This is a genomic window from Alphaproteobacteria bacterium, assembly GCA_041396705.1.
GTDB lineage: Bacteria > Pseudomonadota > Alphaproteobacteria > CALKHQ01 > CALKHQ01 > CALKHQ01.
In genome coordinates this window covers 46,550-61,105 of the sequence record JAWKYB010000003.1, presented here as the reverse complement: position 1 = coordinate 61,105, position 14,556 = coordinate 46,550, and the positions used below count along the sequence as shown (strand labels likewise).

General features: G+C 68.6%; 17 protein-coding genes. 9 read left to right on the top strand and 8 right to left on the bottom strand.

The annotated features are described in order from the left end of the window. Positions 1-72: 72 nt before the first annotated feature. Together phnF and R3F55_03605 are read right to left on the bottom strand one after the other, a co-directional pair. A complete protein-coding gene (gene phnF, locus R3F55_03610) occupies positions 73-849 on the bottom strand; it encodes a phosphonate metabolism transcriptional regulator PhnF (protein ID MEZ5666519.1) in 777 nt (258 codons plus the stop codon). 1 nt (position 850) lies between these two features. Then, positions 851-1,975, bottom strand: coding sequence for an alpha-D-ribose 1-methylphosphonate 5-triphosphate diphosphatase (locus R3F55_03605; protein ID MEZ5666518.1), 1,125 nt, complete (start codon positions 1,973-1,975; stop codon positions 851-853). Between the two features lie 117 nt (positions 1,976-2,092). Between R3F55_03605 and R3F55_03600 the strand changes: the two genes are divergently transcribed. From R3F55_03600 to R3F55_03585, 4 genes are all read left to right on the top strand, one after another. Next, the gene (locus tag R3F55_03600) at positions 2,093-2,950 is read left to right on the top strand and encodes a PhnD/SsuA/transferrin family substrate-binding protein (protein MEZ5666517.1); all 858 of its coding nucleotides are present in this window, start codon (positions 2,093-2,095) and stop codon (positions 2,948-2,950) included. Positions 2,951-2,964: 14 nt separating this feature from the next. After that, positions 2,965-3,777 carry an ATP-binding cassette domain-containing protein gene (locus R3F55_03595; protein MEZ5666516.1) on the top strand — a complete coding sequence of 271 codons (813 nt, stop codon included), beginning with the start codon at positions 2,965-2,967 and terminating at the stop codon, positions 3,775-3,777. Beyond that, on the top strand, positions 3,770-4,582 hold the full coding sequence (gene phnE, locus R3F55_03590; GenBank protein MEZ5666515.1) for a phosphonate ABC transporter, permease protein PhnE: 813 nt from the start codon (positions 3,770-3,772) through the stop codon (positions 4,580-4,582). The genes R3F55_03595 and phnE overlap by 8 nt, the downstream gene beginning before the upstream one ends. An 82-nt stretch (positions 4,583-4,664) precedes the next feature. Further along, positions 4,665-5,507, top strand: a complete 843-nt coding sequence (locus R3F55_03585; GenBank protein MEZ5666514.1) for an OmpA family protein — start codon at positions 4,665-4,667, stop codon at positions 5,505-5,507. Positions 5,508-5,535: 28 nt separating this feature from the next. Here the strand turns inward: R3F55_03585 and R3F55_03580 are convergent, their stop codons facing one another. From R3F55_03580 to R3F55_03560, 5 genes are all read right to left on the bottom strand, one after another. Next, complete coding sequence (locus R3F55_03580; GenBank protein MEZ5666513.1) at positions 5,536-5,832, bottom strand: transposase; 297 nt, start codon at positions 5,830-5,832, stop codon at positions 5,536-5,538. A 116-nt stretch (positions 5,833-5,948) separates the two neighbouring features. Then, entirely contained in the window at positions 5,949-6,344 is a 396-nt protein-coding gene (locus R3F55_03575; protein MEZ5666512.1) for a hypothetical protein, read from the bottom strand. Positions 6,345-6,539: 195 nt separating this feature from the next. Next, positions 6,540-6,962: a hypothetical protein gene (locus tag R3F55_03570; GenBank protein ID MEZ5666511.1), complete on the bottom strand. Its 423-nt coding sequence runs from the start codon at positions 6,960-6,962 to the stop codon at positions 6,540-6,542. Between the two features lie 125 nt (positions 6,963-7,087). Continuing rightward, entirely contained in the window at positions 7,088-7,837 is a 750-nt protein-coding gene (locus R3F55_03565; protein MEZ5666510.1) for a hypothetical protein, read from the bottom strand. A gap of 4 nt (positions 7,838-7,841) precedes the next feature. Beyond that, entirely contained in the window at positions 7,842-8,669 is an 828-nt protein-coding gene (locus tag R3F55_03560) for a CsgG/HfaB family protein (protein MEZ5666509.1), read from the bottom strand. Between the two features lie 597 nt (positions 8,670-9,266). On the opposite strand from R3F55_03560, the gene R3F55_03555 reads away from it, so the two are divergent. After that, positions 9,267-9,776 carry a hypothetical protein gene (locus R3F55_03555; GenBank protein ID MEZ5666508.1) on the top strand — a complete coding sequence of 170 codons (510 nt, stop codon included), beginning with the start codon at positions 9,267-9,269 and terminating at the stop codon, positions 9,774-9,776. Positions 9,777-9,925: 149 nt separating this feature from the next. On the opposite strand, the gene R3F55_03550 is transcribed toward R3F55_03555, so the two are convergent. Continuing rightward, positions 9,926-10,777 (bottom strand): response regulator transcription factor, encoded by an 852-nt coding sequence (locus R3F55_03550; protein MEZ5666507.1) that lies wholly within the window; start codon positions 10,775-10,777, stop codon positions 9,926-9,928. 636 nt (positions 10,778-11,413) lie between these two features. On the opposite strand from R3F55_03550, the gene R3F55_03545 reads away from it, so the two are divergent. The 4 genes from R3F55_03545 to R3F55_03530 are packed head-to-tail and all read left to right on the top strand — an operon-like array spanning position 11,414 to position 14,542. Next, positions 11,414-12,325: a transporter substrate-binding domain-containing protein gene (locus tag R3F55_03545; protein ID MEZ5666506.1), complete on the top strand. Its 912-nt coding sequence runs from the start codon at positions 11,414-11,416 to the stop codon at positions 12,323-12,325. Positions 12,326-12,376: 51 nt separating this feature from the next. Continuing rightward, positions 12,377-13,042: an amino acid ABC transporter permease gene (locus R3F55_03540; protein MEZ5666505.1), complete on the top strand. Its 666-nt coding sequence runs from the start codon at positions 12,377-12,379 to the stop codon at positions 13,040-13,042. Between the two features lie 60 nt (positions 13,043-13,102). After that, complete coding sequence (locus tag R3F55_03535) at positions 13,103-13,720, top strand: amino acid ABC transporter permease (protein MEZ5666504.1); 618 nt, start codon at positions 13,103-13,105, stop codon at positions 13,718-13,720. A gap of 42 nt (positions 13,721-13,762) precedes the next feature. Beyond that, positions 13,763-14,542: an amino acid ABC transporter ATP-binding protein gene (locus R3F55_03530; protein ID MEZ5666503.1), complete on the top strand. Its 780-nt coding sequence runs from the start codon at positions 13,763-13,765 to the stop codon at positions 14,540-14,542. The last annotated feature ends 14 nt before the right edge of the window (positions 14,543-14,556 follow it).

Sequence of the window (14,556 nt, the reverse complement as noted above, 5' to 3'; positions counted from 1 at the left end):
CCTCCCCGTGCGATTCACCCTGCGATGCAAGCGGAGGGCGGGCCCGGCGTCAATGCGGCACCGCCGCGGCGCTCAGCCGGTGCCCTGCCGGAACACCAGCTCGACCATGGTCAGCGGCCAGCAGCCGCTGCTGAACTCGATGGGGATGCCGGCCTCGTCGACATTCAGCGCGCTGGTCCGCAGCACCGGTGTCGCCGGCGTCAGGCCCAGCGCCTCGGCCTCGGCCGCCGTGGCGAAGCCGCCGCTGACCCGTGTCTCCACCCGGCTGAAGCGGGCGATGCCGTGGCCTGCATAAACAGCGGCGACCGACTGGCGCTCGCGATAGCACGCCTCGAACTCGGGGAAACGCTCCGCCGGGAACAGCTTCTCGGTCAGGTAGACCGGCTGGCCGTCGAGCAGGCGCAGCCGGCGAAGCGCGATGGTCGGCGCCCCCACCGGCAGGCACAGCCGTTCGCCGGCCGTGCGGCCGGCCTTGCGGCGGCGCAGGCCGAGTGTCCGCGTGTCGACGGTGCCGTGATCGCCGACCAGGGCGTCGCCGAAACGGCGGTCGCTGGCGACCACATAGACGCTCGGCGGCTTGCGCAGGAACACGCCGACACCCTTGCGCGCGACCAGCACGCCCTCCTGCTGCAAGCGCCGCAATGCCCGGCGCAGCGTCACCCGGGTGACGCCGAAGGCCTCGGCAAGCTGGTTCTCGCCCGGCAGCTGGCATCCTGGGCGCAGCCGGCCGCTGGTCAGTTCCCGGCGCAACAGGTCGTAGATCTGCAGCCACAGTGCCCGCTCGCCGCGCGGGCGGAAGGCGGGGCCGCCCGCGAGCGCCAGCCGCGCCAGCAGATCCGGTCCATCCACGCTAGCCGGCCTCATAGACCTTGCGGCCGGCGACGAAGCTGGCGACCACGCGCGGCTGCGCCCCGCCGTCGTCGACCACGATGACATCGCCGCGCATGCCCGCCGACAGCGCGCCGCGATCTGGCAGGCCCGCCGCCCGCGCCGGGTTGGCCGAGACCAGCGCCCAGGCGGCGTGGAACGGCAGCTGCCCGGCGGCGGCCAGCTTGAACGCCGCGGCGGCCAGCGTCGGATAGTAGTAGTCGGAGGCGAGCACCGAGCACAGGTCGTCGGCCACCGCCGCGGTCGCATCCAAGGCACCGGTATGGCTGCCGCCGCGCACCACGTTGGGCGCGCCGAGAATGACGTCCTCGCCGGCCGCTCGCGCCGCCCGCGCGGTCTCGACCGTCACCGGGAACTCCGAGGCATGGGCGCCGAGCGCGCGGAAGCGCTGCCTGTCGTCGGGAGTCGCCTCGTCGTGGGCCAGCAGGATCGCGCCATGATCGCGCGCCACGCCTGCCAGCCGCTCGATGGCGGCCGGTACCTCGTCGCGCCGGCTCCAGACCCGGTCGACCAGCGCCACATACTCCGCCTCGCCGACGCCGGCGCGCGCGGCCCAATGCCCGAGCTTGCTGGCCAGGCGGCCATTCTGCGCGCTGCTGGTTGTGTGGTCGTTGAAGGCCAGGATCGGGGCCGGTTCGCGGTCGAGCCAGCCTTCGACATCGGCCATCGCATCGAGGGCGAAGGTTTCCCAGCGCAGGTGCAGGCGAGTGTCGCAGGCAAGCCCCGGCCGCATCCGCTCCAGCGTCGGCACGAAGGTCCGGGCGTTGTCCAGGCACCGCAGGCCGGGCTCCCATGACACGGTCAGGCCATGAAAGGCGGTGGTGATCCCGTTGGCGACCAGCTGCCGGTCGGTCTCGGCCAGCGCCAGCTCCAGGTCGAAGCTGACCTTGGGCCGCGGCATGATCTGGCGCTCGAAACCGTCGCCATGGATGTCGACGATGCCAGGCAGGACCAGCATGCCGCCGGCATCGAACCGGCGCGCATCCGCGGCCGGCCGCTCGGCCACCAGCCCGTCGCAAAGATGGAGGTCGCTGCGCTCCAGCGCGTCTCCGCGCAGGACCCGGCCTCCCGAGAGGATCCAGTTCACCTTCCGCTCCTGCCGTCCGTCCCTGGGGGAACGTCACGCCGCTGTCACCGAATCCCGCTATGCAGGGGCGGTCGCAACGGTTCCTGTATACACAAGCCGCAGAAGAGGGGAAGCATCATGTTCCGCGCCATTCTCGCCGCCGCCGCAACGGCGGCGCTCGCCGCCCCGGCCCTGGCCGAGCCGGTCAGTTTCGCCGTGACCGACATCGAGGGGCTGGAGGTCCTGCAGCAGGAGTTCGGCGCGTTCGAACTGGCCCTGGAAAAGGCGACCGGCCTCGACATCGAGCTCTACCCCGTCAACTCGCGCACGGCAGCGGTCGAGGCGATGGTCGCGGGCCAGGCCGATCTGGTGCTGACCGGCCCGGCCGAATATGTCGTCATCCGCCAGCTGACCGACGCGCAGATCGTGGCCGGCTGGCAGCGGCCCGACTATTTCGCCCAGGTGGTGGTGATGGCCGATGGCCCGATCAAGGATGTCGCCGACTTGCGCGGCCAGATCGTCACCTTCGGCTCCGTCGGCTCCACCTCGCAGCATCTCGGGCCGGCGCAGGCGCTGGCGGACCTGGGCCTGATGTACGGCGTCGACTACGAGGCCCAGATCATCGCCCGCAACGTCGCGGTCGAGGCGATGATCCGTGGCGACGTCGCCGCTGTGGGCATGAACTTCACCCACCTGGCCGCGATCCGCGAGGCCTTCCCCGACCAGGCGTTCACCGTGGTCGCCCGCGGCCGCGACCTGCCCAACGACATCCTGGTCGCGCGGGCGGATCTGGACGCGGCGATCGTCGCCACGGTGCGCGACGCCTTCGTCAACGAAGGCGCCGACCTGATGCAGGCGGTGCTGACCGGCGAGGACAACGGCAAGTACCGGGGCGGCTTCTTCCTGACCGCGATCGACGACGCCGACTACGAATATGTCCGCGCGATGTATCGCACCATCGGCGTCGACACCTTCGACGCGTTCGTCGGCAACTGAACGCGCCCCCGGGCGTGGGCAGGCAGGTGCGCCTGTCCACGCCGGCGGAACCGCCCGCACCGGGCCCGACCGCCACGGACCGCGCGATCGTCAGCACCGCAAACCTCGACAAGGCCTATGGGCGCGTCGCGCCGGTGCTGCGCGATGTCTGCCTGACCATCGGCGCAGGCGAACGTGTCGCCCTGATCGGGCCGAACGGGTCCGGCAAGTCGACGCTGCTGAAATGTCTGATCGGCCTGGTGCCGATCTCCCGCGGCACGGTCGAGACCCTGGGCGAACGGTTCGGCGCGACGCCGACATCCGCCCAGCGTGCGCGCCTGCGCCGGCAGACCGGCTTCGTGTTCCAGCACCACGGGCTGGTCCGGCGGCGGTCGGTGCTGTCCAACGTCGTGCACGGCATGCTCGGCACGCCGGGCAGTTGGCGCGGCTTCTGCCAGACGACCGCGCCATACGCGTGGCGCCGCAACGCGCTGGCGGCCCTGGAGGCGGTCAGCCTTGCCGACAGGGCGGGTCACCGGGCCGACACCCTGTCCGGCGGACAGCAGCAGCGCGTGGCGATCGCTCGGGCGATCGTGCGCCAGCCGCGACTGCTGATCGCCGACGAGCCGTCCGCGAGCCTCGACCCGGCGGCCGGCCGCGAGGTCATGGACCTGTTCGCGGCCCTGGCGCGGACGCACGGCATCACGCTGCTGTTCACCACCCACGACATCGAACACGCGCTCGCCTTTTCCGACCGCGTGCTGGCGTTGCGGGGCGGCCGACTGCACTTCGACAGCCCGACCATGGCCGTAACCGACCGCATGATCGCGGGCACCTTCAATGGCTGAGGTTCCGCGCGGCCGGACGCCAGGCGCGCCGCCGCGGCTGCGCGCGCCGTCGCCGGTCGCCTTCACCCTGTTGCTGGCTGCGGTCGCCGTGGTGATCGCGTCGCTTGGCGATGTCGCGCCGTCGCCACAGCGACTGGCCGACGGCCTGCCCAGCCTGGGGCGGCTGCTCGACCGGATGCTGCCGCCCAACCTGGACGAGGGGTTTCTGCTGCGCATCCTCGACCGGCTGGTCGAGACCTTCCAGATCGCCGTGGTCGGCACGGCGATCGGCGTCGCCGCCAGCGTCCCCGTCGCTTGGCTGTCGGCGCGCGCCGTCTCGCCGGTCGGTCCATTCGCCTATCTGGGCAAGGCACTGGTCTCGCTGTTCCGCACGGTGCCGGACCTGGTCTGGGCGCTGCTGTTCGTGGTCGCGGTCGGGCTGGGTCCGACGGCGGGCACGATGACCATCGTGGTCGACACCATCGGCTTCTGCGGCCGGTTCTTCGCCGAGGCGATGGAGGATGCCGACAAGGATTCGCAGCTGGCGCTGTCGGCGATCGGCGCCAACCGCCTGTCGATCCTGACGGGTGCCATCCTGCCCGATGCGGCGCCGTCGATGATCAACACCGGGCTGTTCGCGCTTGAGAAGGCGGTGCGATCGTCGGTGGTGCTGGGGCTGGTCGGCGCCGGCGGAATCGGCCAGGAGCTGAAGGTCGCCTTCGATCTGTTCCAATACCCCAACGCCGCGACGATCATGCTGGCGATCTTCGTCGTCGTGCTGGCAATGGAGTACCTGACCGACCGGCTGCGCGCCCGCGTGCAATAGCGCCCGCCACGCCTTGCGAGTTGATCCGACGGCAACAAAAGAGGCAGGCTAGGATCGGCAGTCGCAGAGGGGGAGAGGCGCCATGTCCATCCGATCGTGGCAACCGCTGGTGCTTGCCATCGCGGCGGTGTTGCTGGCTTCGGGCTGCACCACCGCCTGGAATATCGAGACGCTGCAGGAGACCCCGCGAGTCGGCCATCGCCACAACGTGGCGCTGATGGACGAGTATCAGGACCTGGCGGTGTTCGAGGCCGGCCGCGGCGACTGGACCGACGCCGACTATTTCGCGCTGAAGGGCCTGGCGGCGTCTTACGGACAGCAGGTGCTGCCCGACGAGGTCGCCGCGCGTGCCGTCCCGGAGTCGGTCGTCCAGGAACTGATCGAGGCGCGGGCCCAGTTGGTCGCGATCCTGTACAGCGGCGGCCGCGACTTCCAGCCCGAGCTGGTGGCGCATTGCCAGGCGCTTTACGACTGCTGGATCGCCGAAGCCGAAGAGGACCAGGACGATTCCCGTATCATGGTCTGCCGCGACGGCTTCTACGAATGCCTGATGGCGGCAGGCGGCCGGCCGCAGACCGGCCCGGGCGCGGCGGACGCGCAGAATTTCGTGATCCTGTTCGATTTCGACAGCGCCGCGCTGACCACCGCCGGCCGCGCCGTGGTCGAGCAGGCCGTCGTCGCCGCGCTGGCCGACCCGACGCTGCCGATCGCGGTGGTCGGCTATACCGACACCGCCGGCGCGCCGGAATACAACCAGCTGCTGTCGCGGGCTCGGGCCGAGGCGGTGCGCGACCTGATGGTCGCCCGTGGCGTCGACGCCGGCCGGATCCAGATGGATGCCGTCGGCGAGCGCGAGCCGGCCGAGGCCACCGGCGATGGCGTGCGCAACGCGGCGAACAGGCGGGTGGTCATCACCCTGTCCTGATGCCGAGCCGGGCCGGCTGCCCTTGGCGTCAGGCGCCGCCGTGCTGCTCGCGGTCGGCAGTCAGCAGCGCGACGAGCTTGCGCAGCCTCGTATTCTCCCGCTCCAGCTGCCGCATCCGGCGGGCCTGGTCGATGCGCAGGCCGCCATAGCGACGGCGCCAGCGGTAGTAGCTCTGCTCCGAGACGCCGAAGTCGGCGCAGATGGCGCCGACCCTCTCGCCGTGGCTGATCCGGACATCGGCCTCGCGCAGCATCTTGACGATCTCTTCCGGCGTGAAGCGCCGGTGGCGCCCCGTCTCGGCCCGGGATCCCTCGCCCGCGCCCATTGCCCCTCTCTCCGGCGCCGGCGACCGGCGGGGCTCCTCGCCCGACGGTCCCGGCCGCGCTCTCGTGTTGTGTTCCATACTTGCCGCCCGGCCAGCTCGGTTCGCTTTGCCTGCGCCTAGTGCGCGGCGGCCGCATCGCCGGCGGCAGCCTGGCCGGCACGCGGCGCCGCCGCGATCAGGCCGCCGTCGAGCGACGGCGTCGGCTGCGCCGCCACCCGGATGATCCGCCCGTCGGACGTGGTGGTCAGCGCCTCTTCGCCCGGCCCGCTCGACGCCATCGCCATCGCCGCACGCTGGGTCGGCTCGTAGTCCTGGCAGATCGACTCGCCGGCGATGACGTGAAGCATGTTGCAGTCCTGCTGCATGGCGACCGACAGCGCATGGTCCTTGGTGGTCTTGCCGGTTGCGGCCAGCAGCACGCCGTCGACCGCATAGGACGCGATGGCGACCGCCGGCGGCAGGCCGCAGCCCGCCAGCAGCGGCAGCATGGACAGGATGACGATCTGGCGCATCTGGTTCCTCCTCCGGTGCTCCGGGCATGCGATCCCGGTTCGGCTTTGCGTACCGGGCCCGGCCGGTCGTCGCCGGCAGCGCCGATTGCCGCGCTGCCGCCCATCTGCCCCCGCACCCTGCGGTGCCGTGCGCGACGCCGGACTGACCCGAATGCTGCCTGCGGCGCCGAGCCGCGGGCCGCGAGCGTACGACCGCTAGCCGTTCGGCTCGCCGTTCAGGATGTCGCCGATGGTCTCCGCCGCCGTCTGGTGCGTGTTGGCATCGGCATTCTGGTCGCCGGTCGAGTCCTGGTGGCTGTTCACCACGACGTTGGTGTTGTTGCCGGCGAGCACGCAGGTGATGTTGCCGGCCGCAGTCGACGCGGTGGTGCCGCCGCTGCTGCCGCAGACCAGCGCCTGCGAGGTGCCGCTGCCGATCCCGACGCCGGACGAGGACGCGCTGAGCGCGTCGTCGCGCTGACGCATGAAGATCGCCAGGCTGGCCGAGCTGCGCGCGCCGAACGAGAACGGCTCGCGGAACATCTGGGCCGAGGCCGGCGCGGCCCACAGGGCGCTCGCGGCGAGAACGGCAACCGCCGTCACGGCGGTCAGGCCCCGCGTCTTCGCATGTGCAGTCATCATTACCCCCATTGCGTTCGCTCCCTGCGCCGTCGGCGCGGTCGGGAGCGCGATTCCCTGTCTTGGCGGACGGGGGCGGCGCGAACGCCGCCCCTGCCCTTGCGTTGCGAGCAACAGCCCTGCGATCAGTTGTCCTGATCGGGGAAGGCGATGGCGCCGTTCACCAGGGTGATGTTGTTCACGTTGCCGGCGGCGATCGCCGAGTTGGTGACCAGAGCCCGGTTCAGCTCGTTGTCACCGGAGCCGAGGTCGCCGAAGCCACGGATGGTGACGTCGTAGACCGAGGCGTAGGCGCTGCCGTTGGCATAGGCCGACTGCTCGACATTGCTGATGATCAGCGCGTCGTCGGAGCTGCTGTGGTACCAGCCATGCTCGCGCAGCGGGTCGACGGTGATCGAGTTCGAGTTCGCGATCGCCTGTGCGACGTTGCTGACCGACGCATTGTCGATGTCATAGACTTTCGCGGTCGCCTCGAAGTCGGCGCCGTACCAGGCGGTGCCGATGGCATCCTGGTCGACGTCGGACTGCACGGAGAAGTCCGAGGTGATCGCGTTCGAGTTGCCGAGCGCGGCCGCCACGTTGTTGACCTCGCCGAGGTCGGTGGCACCGTCCAGGTGATAGCCCTTCGGATCGACATAGACGTCGCCGATCTTCGCGGTCGCTTCCTGCGAGCCCTTGAAGTACTGGTCGGTCTCGGAGATCACCGCGCCCTTGGGATCGACGTTGATGTCGACGTCGACCCTGACGTCGACCTTCGTGTCGACATCGAGGTTCCAGTCCCACCAGACCCTATCGAAAGCCTGGGCGGACGGCGCCGCCAGGCCCGTGGCGAGCGTGATCACGCTCGCCGCGGCCAACAGATGCTTACGCTGCATTGACTTAGTCCTCCGTTTGCAACGTGTACGGATATTCGAGCGACACCAGCTCGCACTCAGGCGTGGTGGGCAGCCCGAACGCCTCCGTCATCATGCCGTACACGAACATCTCGACGACGGAGCGGACGGCGATCTGGAGCGGTTCGTTCCGCACCGAACCGGCGTCAAACTCGACCAAGGTGTTGCCAAAGAAACGGAACACATTGGCCTCCACTTCGAAGCCATATACCTGCTTCTGAAGTGACTTCGCGTAAACAACGGTGAAGTTGCGCGAGTTGACCACCCGCGCATCCAACGCCACGTTGATTACGACTGTCCTTGCACCGGCGCCCATGCCCATGATCCACAGGCCGGCACCGTCACTGGTGATGTTGTAGTTGAGCTCGGTCAGCGCCCCCAGGATGATGAAGTCGCTGCCCGGGATCTGGCCGCGATAGCTGTCGATGCCGCGATTGAGCAGGCCCTGCTCCGCCATCGACACCTCGGCCAGCGGCACGCGCAGGTCGAAGCGCTCGACCAGATTGGCCTTGCCGCTCAGGAACAGCGCGCTGGTCATCATCTCGGCCGCGCCCTGGCTCAGCGCATTGCCGTTTTCCTCGTAGTTGATCTGGCCGGTCTTGTCGGAGACCTCGCCGACCGCGATGACCGGCAGGTTGTTGCCGGGCAGCGCCGCCAGGTTGCGCAGGCAGGCGCTGTAGGGCGTGTCGTTGTTGGTCACCGGAAAGCTGTACTGCGGCTGAACGCCGTTATCGCCATAGATCGCCCGCGGCGCGCAGCCGGCAACGACCAGGCCCAGGCCAACGAGACCAACAATCTTCAATCCAAATCGCATCGGACCTCTCCTCACGCATTGAGTCGCGTGATATTCGACATGCAGTGTGAGAGCGAATTCCCACCAAGACCCAGGGAACACCAGGAAAATTCGCCGTTTTCTTGTGTTCGTTTTCTATCATAGCAATCATGACAGTTTGTACAATTTCGATAACGTACTAATCGCAAGGGATGATCCGGCATGCACCCGGATCTGTACTACAAAAGATGACCTCGCTGCTGACTAGCCCTCAAGGCTGATCGCCGCATTCATGCCAAGGGATGACTCCCTCCGACGGGCCGAGGAGCCGGTCGGGCACCGCGGCCGGCGAATCCGGGTCCGTCGCGGTGCGCCCGGCTGCAGGGCCGCGGCCGCGGTAAGAATTTTTCATGTGAGAGAATCCGCTCGGCCGCAGCGCGTCCACATCAGGCGGCGGGCCTTGATTCCTCAGCGCTTCGCGGATTCGCCGGTGGCGCGGTAGAATAAAAACACTAACACTTTGAACGCATTACCTGCCGGTCTGCGATCTGCATTTTCCTTGAACCTCCCCCTTTGGTTGAATACCTATGGGGGAACCGGCAAAGCCCGGAGCTGATTGCACACCAAAGGAGTACCCCCATGCTCAAGGTCCTTGTCGCCGGCATCGCATTGGCGGCCGGCGCGCTGGTCGCGCCCGCGCAGGCCCAGCTGTTCAACGAGCCGTTCAACTTCAGCCGCGGCGGCGGGTCGGTCGGGATGAGCGCGGGCTACCGCGAGGCCATCATCGACGAGCAGCTGACCGGCAACCGGCCGGAGTTCTTCCTGCGCGATTCCAGCGGCGCGCTGGTCGACGTGCAGCGCGGCGCCAACGGCCTGGCCGTGGTCCGCTCGCGCACCTCGACCATTCTCGGCGCCGGCGGCCGCAGCCTGCGCGGCTGGAACTACCATGCGCTGGCGGAAACCGGCTCGATCGGCGTCGGCATGATTCCCAACCCGGCCGCCTCGATCGACGCATGGACCGCGATGGCCTCCGGCCTGCCGGTGCCGGCACAGGGCTGGATCCTGCGCGGCCACCAGCCCTCGCCGGTCAACGCCTGGGTGCAGCAGGCCGCGGTGCTGCAGATCGGCCCGGCCGACGAGTCGCGCTAGCCCGGACCGCAGGCCGGCGCACGGCGCCGGCCGACGCCACACGCGGGATCGCTGCATGTCCCGCGTCCTCCGCCGGCCGGACGGCAACCAGTAAGGGCCCCGTCCGGCCGGTTCGGATTCGTGCGCCCGGGTGCTGGGCCCGGACCGGTTCACGCGGTGCGCGCACCGGGATCCATGCCGCCGGCGGCGCTGCCATATTGGCTCACCGCCCAGATCGCGGCCTGGGTGCGGTTGGTGAAGTTGAGCTTACGCAGCAGGCTCTTCAGATGGGACTTCACCGTCGCTTCGCTGATGTTCAGCTCGTTTGCGATGATCTTGTTGGCGTGGCCGCGCGCCACATGACGCAGGATCTCGTCCTCGCGGTGCGACAGCCCGAACTGCTGCAACCTGCCCGCGCCTGCCAACGCGGGTTTCGACGGCGCCGGCACCCGCGGTGCCGCCGCCTCGGCTGCCACAGGACCGGCATGCACGGCCGTGCCGTTCGGCTGGCGCAGGTCGACGACGTTGCCGACCGCCGCGATGCGCACGGCCGGCACCGATTCGCCGACCGCAACGCGGACCGCAGGCGCCGCCCGCCCTGCCCGTGCCCGGCCGTCGCCGACCAGGCAGTCGCGCAGCTCGCGCGGATACACGATCTGCCCGTGCAGCACCGCGTCGATGGTGGCGCATACCGCGTCGGCAGACAGATCCTTGTCGATATAGCCGAAGGCGCCGCAAGCCAGCGCCTCGCGCAACGTGTCCGGATCGTCGCAGCGCCCGGTCAACAGCACGATCCTGGCCTTCGGATAGAAGGCCGCGATTCGCTTCAGCCACTCGGTCATGTCGTAGCGCGGACCGGGCAGCTCGCTCAGGACGAGATCGATGCTGTCGTCGGATACCGGATCCTGGTCCGGATCGTTGACGGCGGTCTGTTCGACGACCGCATAGCCGTGTTCGGCCAACAGATGCGAGATACCCTCGCGGACGAGCCTGCTCGGCTCCAGAACGACTAACTGTCGCATTGCGTGTACCCCCCCCCAGGGAACGAACGATCAATGCCAATTGGCACCGCCGACAGCGGTACCGACCAATTTAGGCGTACTTATGAACGTGACTGCCCTCGCGATGGCACCTCCTTTCGCAGTGGCTCGGCAGGGCGCGAAATGTGCGAACCCTGCCCCGGTATCCGGCTCGTCTCCGCTACCGTGCATCATGCGTCCGCGCCCCGCATATACCGTCATTTCAACGGTTTGCGCGGGCGGGACACCGTGCCAGCGGTCAGGATGCTAACCGAAATCCCCCGTCGCTGTGTTACACCTTATCAGATCGTAATGACAGTTTCTTTAGGCGAATGTCACACGAATGTGAGCAGTGAAAATGTGGCATTCCACACGCGCAATCTGACGCCGCAACGTAGTTAACCGATAAACTACCCGATCGGGTAGTATTCGCGCCGGTCATCCATTTTGAGCATTGCGCGGTTTTCCTCGACGCGGTCCCGCGCGCGCAGTGCTGCATTGCGACCGGGTTCCGGCCGATGCGCTGCGGCGGCCGGTGCGGCCCGCTCGGGCAGCGCTTGCCGCGTGCTGCGGCCCGGTGCATTGTCGGCGATGGCCGCCGGCCATGGCGGCGAATGGCATGACAGGGGAGGTTCAGCCATGACCGAAAAGCCAGAGCGTGACCGAGACGGCGTCAACAGGCGCGACATGCTGACCTTGTCGTCGCTGGGCGTGGCGGGCGCCGCCGCGATCGCCGGTGCGGCCGGGCTCGGGGTCAGCGCCCGCAAGGCAGCGGCCCAGACGGCCGGCGGCCGGCTGCAGGCGGTGCTCGAGCGCGGCCACGTGATCGTCGGCACCGGCAGCACCAACCCGCCCTGGCATTTCGAGGACGCGGCGGGCGGCCTGCAGGGCATGGACATCGACATGGCCCGGCTGCTGGCCAAGGGCCTGTTCGACGACGACCAGAAAGTGGAGTTCGTGATCGGCGCCTCCGACGCCCGCATCCCGAACCTGGCCACCGACAAGGTCGACGTGATCTTCCAGTTCATGACGGTGACGGCGGGGCGCGCCCAGCAGGTCGAGTTCACCATTCCGTACTACCGCGAAGGCGTCGGCCTCATGCTCATGAAGGGCGAGGACATCCAGACCTACGACCAGCTCAAGGCCGGCGGCGCCGACATCACCGTCTCCGCGCTGCAGAACGTGTTCATCGAGGACTGGATCCGTCTGGCGCTGCCCGATGCCAAGGTCGACCAGTATGAGAGCGTCGACGCCGAAATCCAGGCGCTCAACTCCGGCCGCGCCCACGCGGCGGCGCTGGACCAGTCGACCATCGGCTGGCTGCTTGCCCAGTTCCCGGACCGCTATGTCGATTCGGGCTATGGCTGGATGCCGAACTCCTACGCCGCCGCGGTCAAACCCGGCGATCAGGTCTGGCTGAACTTCGTCAACTCGGTGCTGCACGAGGCGATGACCGGAGTCGATTTCCTCAGCTACCAGGCTTCGTTCAAGAAGTGGTTCGGCGCCGACGTGCCGCCGCCGCGGACCGGCTTCCCGGTCGAGTACGCCTGACGAGCTGCGCGGCCGGGCGGTCCGCGCGCCCGGCCGCCGCCTGCGCACGGCGTGGACTATCACTTCAACTTCGATCCCGTCTGGCGGGAATTCGACAATCTGCTGGGCGGCCTCGGCCTCGGCCTGCTGATGGCGGTGATCTCGCTGCTGGTCGGTGCGGTCATCGGGCTGGCCTGCGCCTATGGCCGCACCTCGCAGATCGCGCCGTTGCGCTGGGCGGTCGCCGCCTATGTCGAGGCGATCCGCAACGTGCCGATCCTGCTGCTGATCTTCTTCGTCTATTTCGGCCTGCCGGAGATCGGCATCCGTTTTCTCGACAAGTACGATTCGTTCATGCTGACGCTGGCGCTCTATGCCGGCGCCTATCTGACCGAGGTGTTCCGTGCCGGCCTCGGTTCGATCCCGACGCAATATGTCGAGGCCGGCAAGGCGATCGGCCTGATGCCGCTGCAGCGCCAGCGCTATGTCGTGCTGCCGGTGATGTTCCGCATCACACTGCCGGCGCTGTCGTCGAACTTCATCTCGCTGTTCAAGGACACCTCGCTGGCCGCCGCGATCGCGGTGCCGGAGCTGACCTTCGAGGCGCGCCAGATCAACGTGAACACCTTTCGCGTGATCGAGACCTGGACGGTGGCGAGCGCGCTGTATCTCGCCGTCTGCTACGCCATCGCCCTCATGCTGCGCCAGGTCGAGCGGCGCTATGCAAGCATCCGCTAGGGGCCGGCGGTGGGCGGACAACCGGGCTTCTGGGAGCAGCTGTGGGTGGCGCGGTTCGCCATGCTGGACGGGCTGGCCAACACGGCGCTGGTCTCTGCCATCGCGATCGCGATCGGTACGGTGCTGGGCCTGCTGCTGGGCCTAGCGCTGGCTTACGGCAACCTGGCGGTCCGGATACCGGCGCGGGCCTATGTCGACGTGATGCGCGGCATCCCGGTGCTGGTGCTGGTGTTCTTCAGCTTCTACGGCCTCGGCCTGGTCGGCCTCGACATCGCCGCGTTCGAGGCCGGTGCGGTCGCCCTCGCCGGCTTCTGCACCGCGCACATCGCCGAGCTGGCGCGCGGGGCCATCGCCTCGATCCCCGTCGGCCAGACCGAGGCGGCCAAGTCGATCGGCCTCGGCTTCTGGCAGCGGGTCTGGTACGTCGTGCTGCCCCAGGCCGCCCGCCGCATCCTGCCGCCCTGGGTCAACACGGCGGTCGAGATCATCAAGGCGTCGTCGCTGCTGTCGGTGATCGGCGTGGTCGAGCTGCTGCTCGCCACCCAGCAGATCATCGGCCGCACCTACAAGCCGATCCCGTTCTATCTGATCGCCGCCGTGGTCTATTTCGCGATCTGCTATGCCGTGTCGTGGCTGGGCGGACGGCTGGAGCGGCGCTATGCGTATCTCAAGTACTGACCGTAACATCCTGTAAAGACAGAAAACATTGAGCTTGCCGACATGACGTCCGAGTCGCTGCTGCACATCGTCGACCTGCACAAGCGCTATGACGCGCTGGAGGTGCTGAAAGGCATCGACCTCGATGTCGTCCAGGGCGAGGTGGTGGCCCTGATCGGCTCCAGCGGCTCCGGCAAGACCACGCTGCTGCGCTGCATCAACATGCTGGAGACGTTCCAGGCCGGCGAGATCCACGTCGACGGCGAATCGATCGGCTATCGCAAGCGGGGCGAAGCGCGCCTGCGCCTCAGCGAGCGCGAGATCGCCCGCCAGCGCGCCAAGATCGGCATGGTGTTCCAGAGCTTCAACCTGTTCCCGCACATGACCGCGGAGCAGAACGTCATGCTCGGCCTGACCAAGGTGCAGGGCAAGCCGGTGGCCGAGGCGCGCGACATCGCGGAAAAGTGGCTGGCCCGGGTCGGGCTGGCCGACAAGCGGCAGAACTATCCGTTCCAGCTGTCCGGCGGCCAGCAGCAGCGCGTGGCCATCGCCCGCGCCGTGGCGATGGAGCCGAAGCTGCTGCTGTTCGACGAGGTCACCTCCGCCCTCGACCCCGAACTGGTGCAGGAGGTGCTGGCCGTCATGCAGGACCTGGCCCGGCTCGGGATGACCATGCTGGTGGTCAGCCACGAGATGCTGTTCGTGCGCGAGGTGGCCAGCCGGGTGGTGTTCATGGACGCCGGCCGCATCGCCGCCGACGGTCCGCCCAAGACCCTGTTCGCCAACCCCGGTTCCGAGCGCCTCGCCACCTTCCTCGGCCGTTTCCACGGCGTCTTCGCCTGACGGCCATCCCACGG

Excerpts from the sequence above, each read along its gene's own strand:
- R3F55_03600 (MEZ5666517.1), top strand. The coding sequence starts at position 2,093 with ATGTTCCGCGCCATTCTCGCCGCCGCCGCAACGGCGGCGCTCGCCGCC.
- phnE (MEZ5666515.1), top strand. The coding sequence starts at position 3,770 with ATGGCTGAGGTTCCGCGCGGCCGGACGCCAGGCGCGCCGCCGCGGCTG.
- R3F55_03585 (MEZ5666514.1), top strand. The coding sequence starts at position 4,665 with ATGTCCATCCGATCGTGGCAACCGCTGGTGCTTGCCATCGCGGCGGTG.
- R3F55_03580 (MEZ5666513.1), bottom strand. The coding sequence starts at position 5,832 with ATGGGCGCGGGCGAGGGATCCCGGGCCGAGACGGGGCGCCACCGGCGC.
- R3F55_03575 (MEZ5666512.1), bottom strand. The coding sequence starts at position 6,344 with ATGCGCCAGATCGTCATCCTGTCCATGCTGCCGCTGCTGGCGGGCTGC.
- R3F55_03570 (MEZ5666511.1), bottom strand. The coding sequence starts at position 6,962 with ATGACTGCACATGCGAAGACGCGGGGCCTGACCGCCGTGACGGCGGTT.
- R3F55_03565 (MEZ5666510.1), bottom strand. The coding sequence starts at position 7,837 with ATGCAGCGTAAGCATCTGTTGGCCGCGGCGAGCGTGATCACGCTCGCC.
- R3F55_03560 (MEZ5666509.1), bottom strand. The coding sequence starts at position 8,669 with ATGCGATTTGGATTGAAGATTGTTGGTCTCGTTGGCCTGGGCCTGGTC.
- R3F55_03555 (MEZ5666508.1), top strand. The coding sequence starts at position 9,267 with ATGCTCAAGGTCCTTGTCGCCGGCATCGCATTGGCGGCCGGCGCGCTG.
- R3F55_03550 (MEZ5666507.1), bottom strand. The coding sequence starts at position 10,777 with ATGCGACAGTTAGTCGTTCTGGAGCCGAGCAGGCTCGTCCGCGAGGGT.
- R3F55_03545 (MEZ5666506.1), top strand. The coding sequence starts at position 11,414 with ATGACCGAAAAGCCAGAGCGTGACCGAGACGGCGTCAACAGGCGCGAC.
- R3F55_03535 (MEZ5666504.1), top strand. The coding sequence starts at position 13,103 with ATGCTGGACGGGCTGGCCAACACGGCGCTGGTCTCTGCCATCGCGATC.
- R3F55_03530 (MEZ5666503.1), top strand. The coding sequence starts at position 13,763 with ATGACGTCCGAGTCGCTGCTGCACATCGTCGACCTGCACAAGCGCTAT.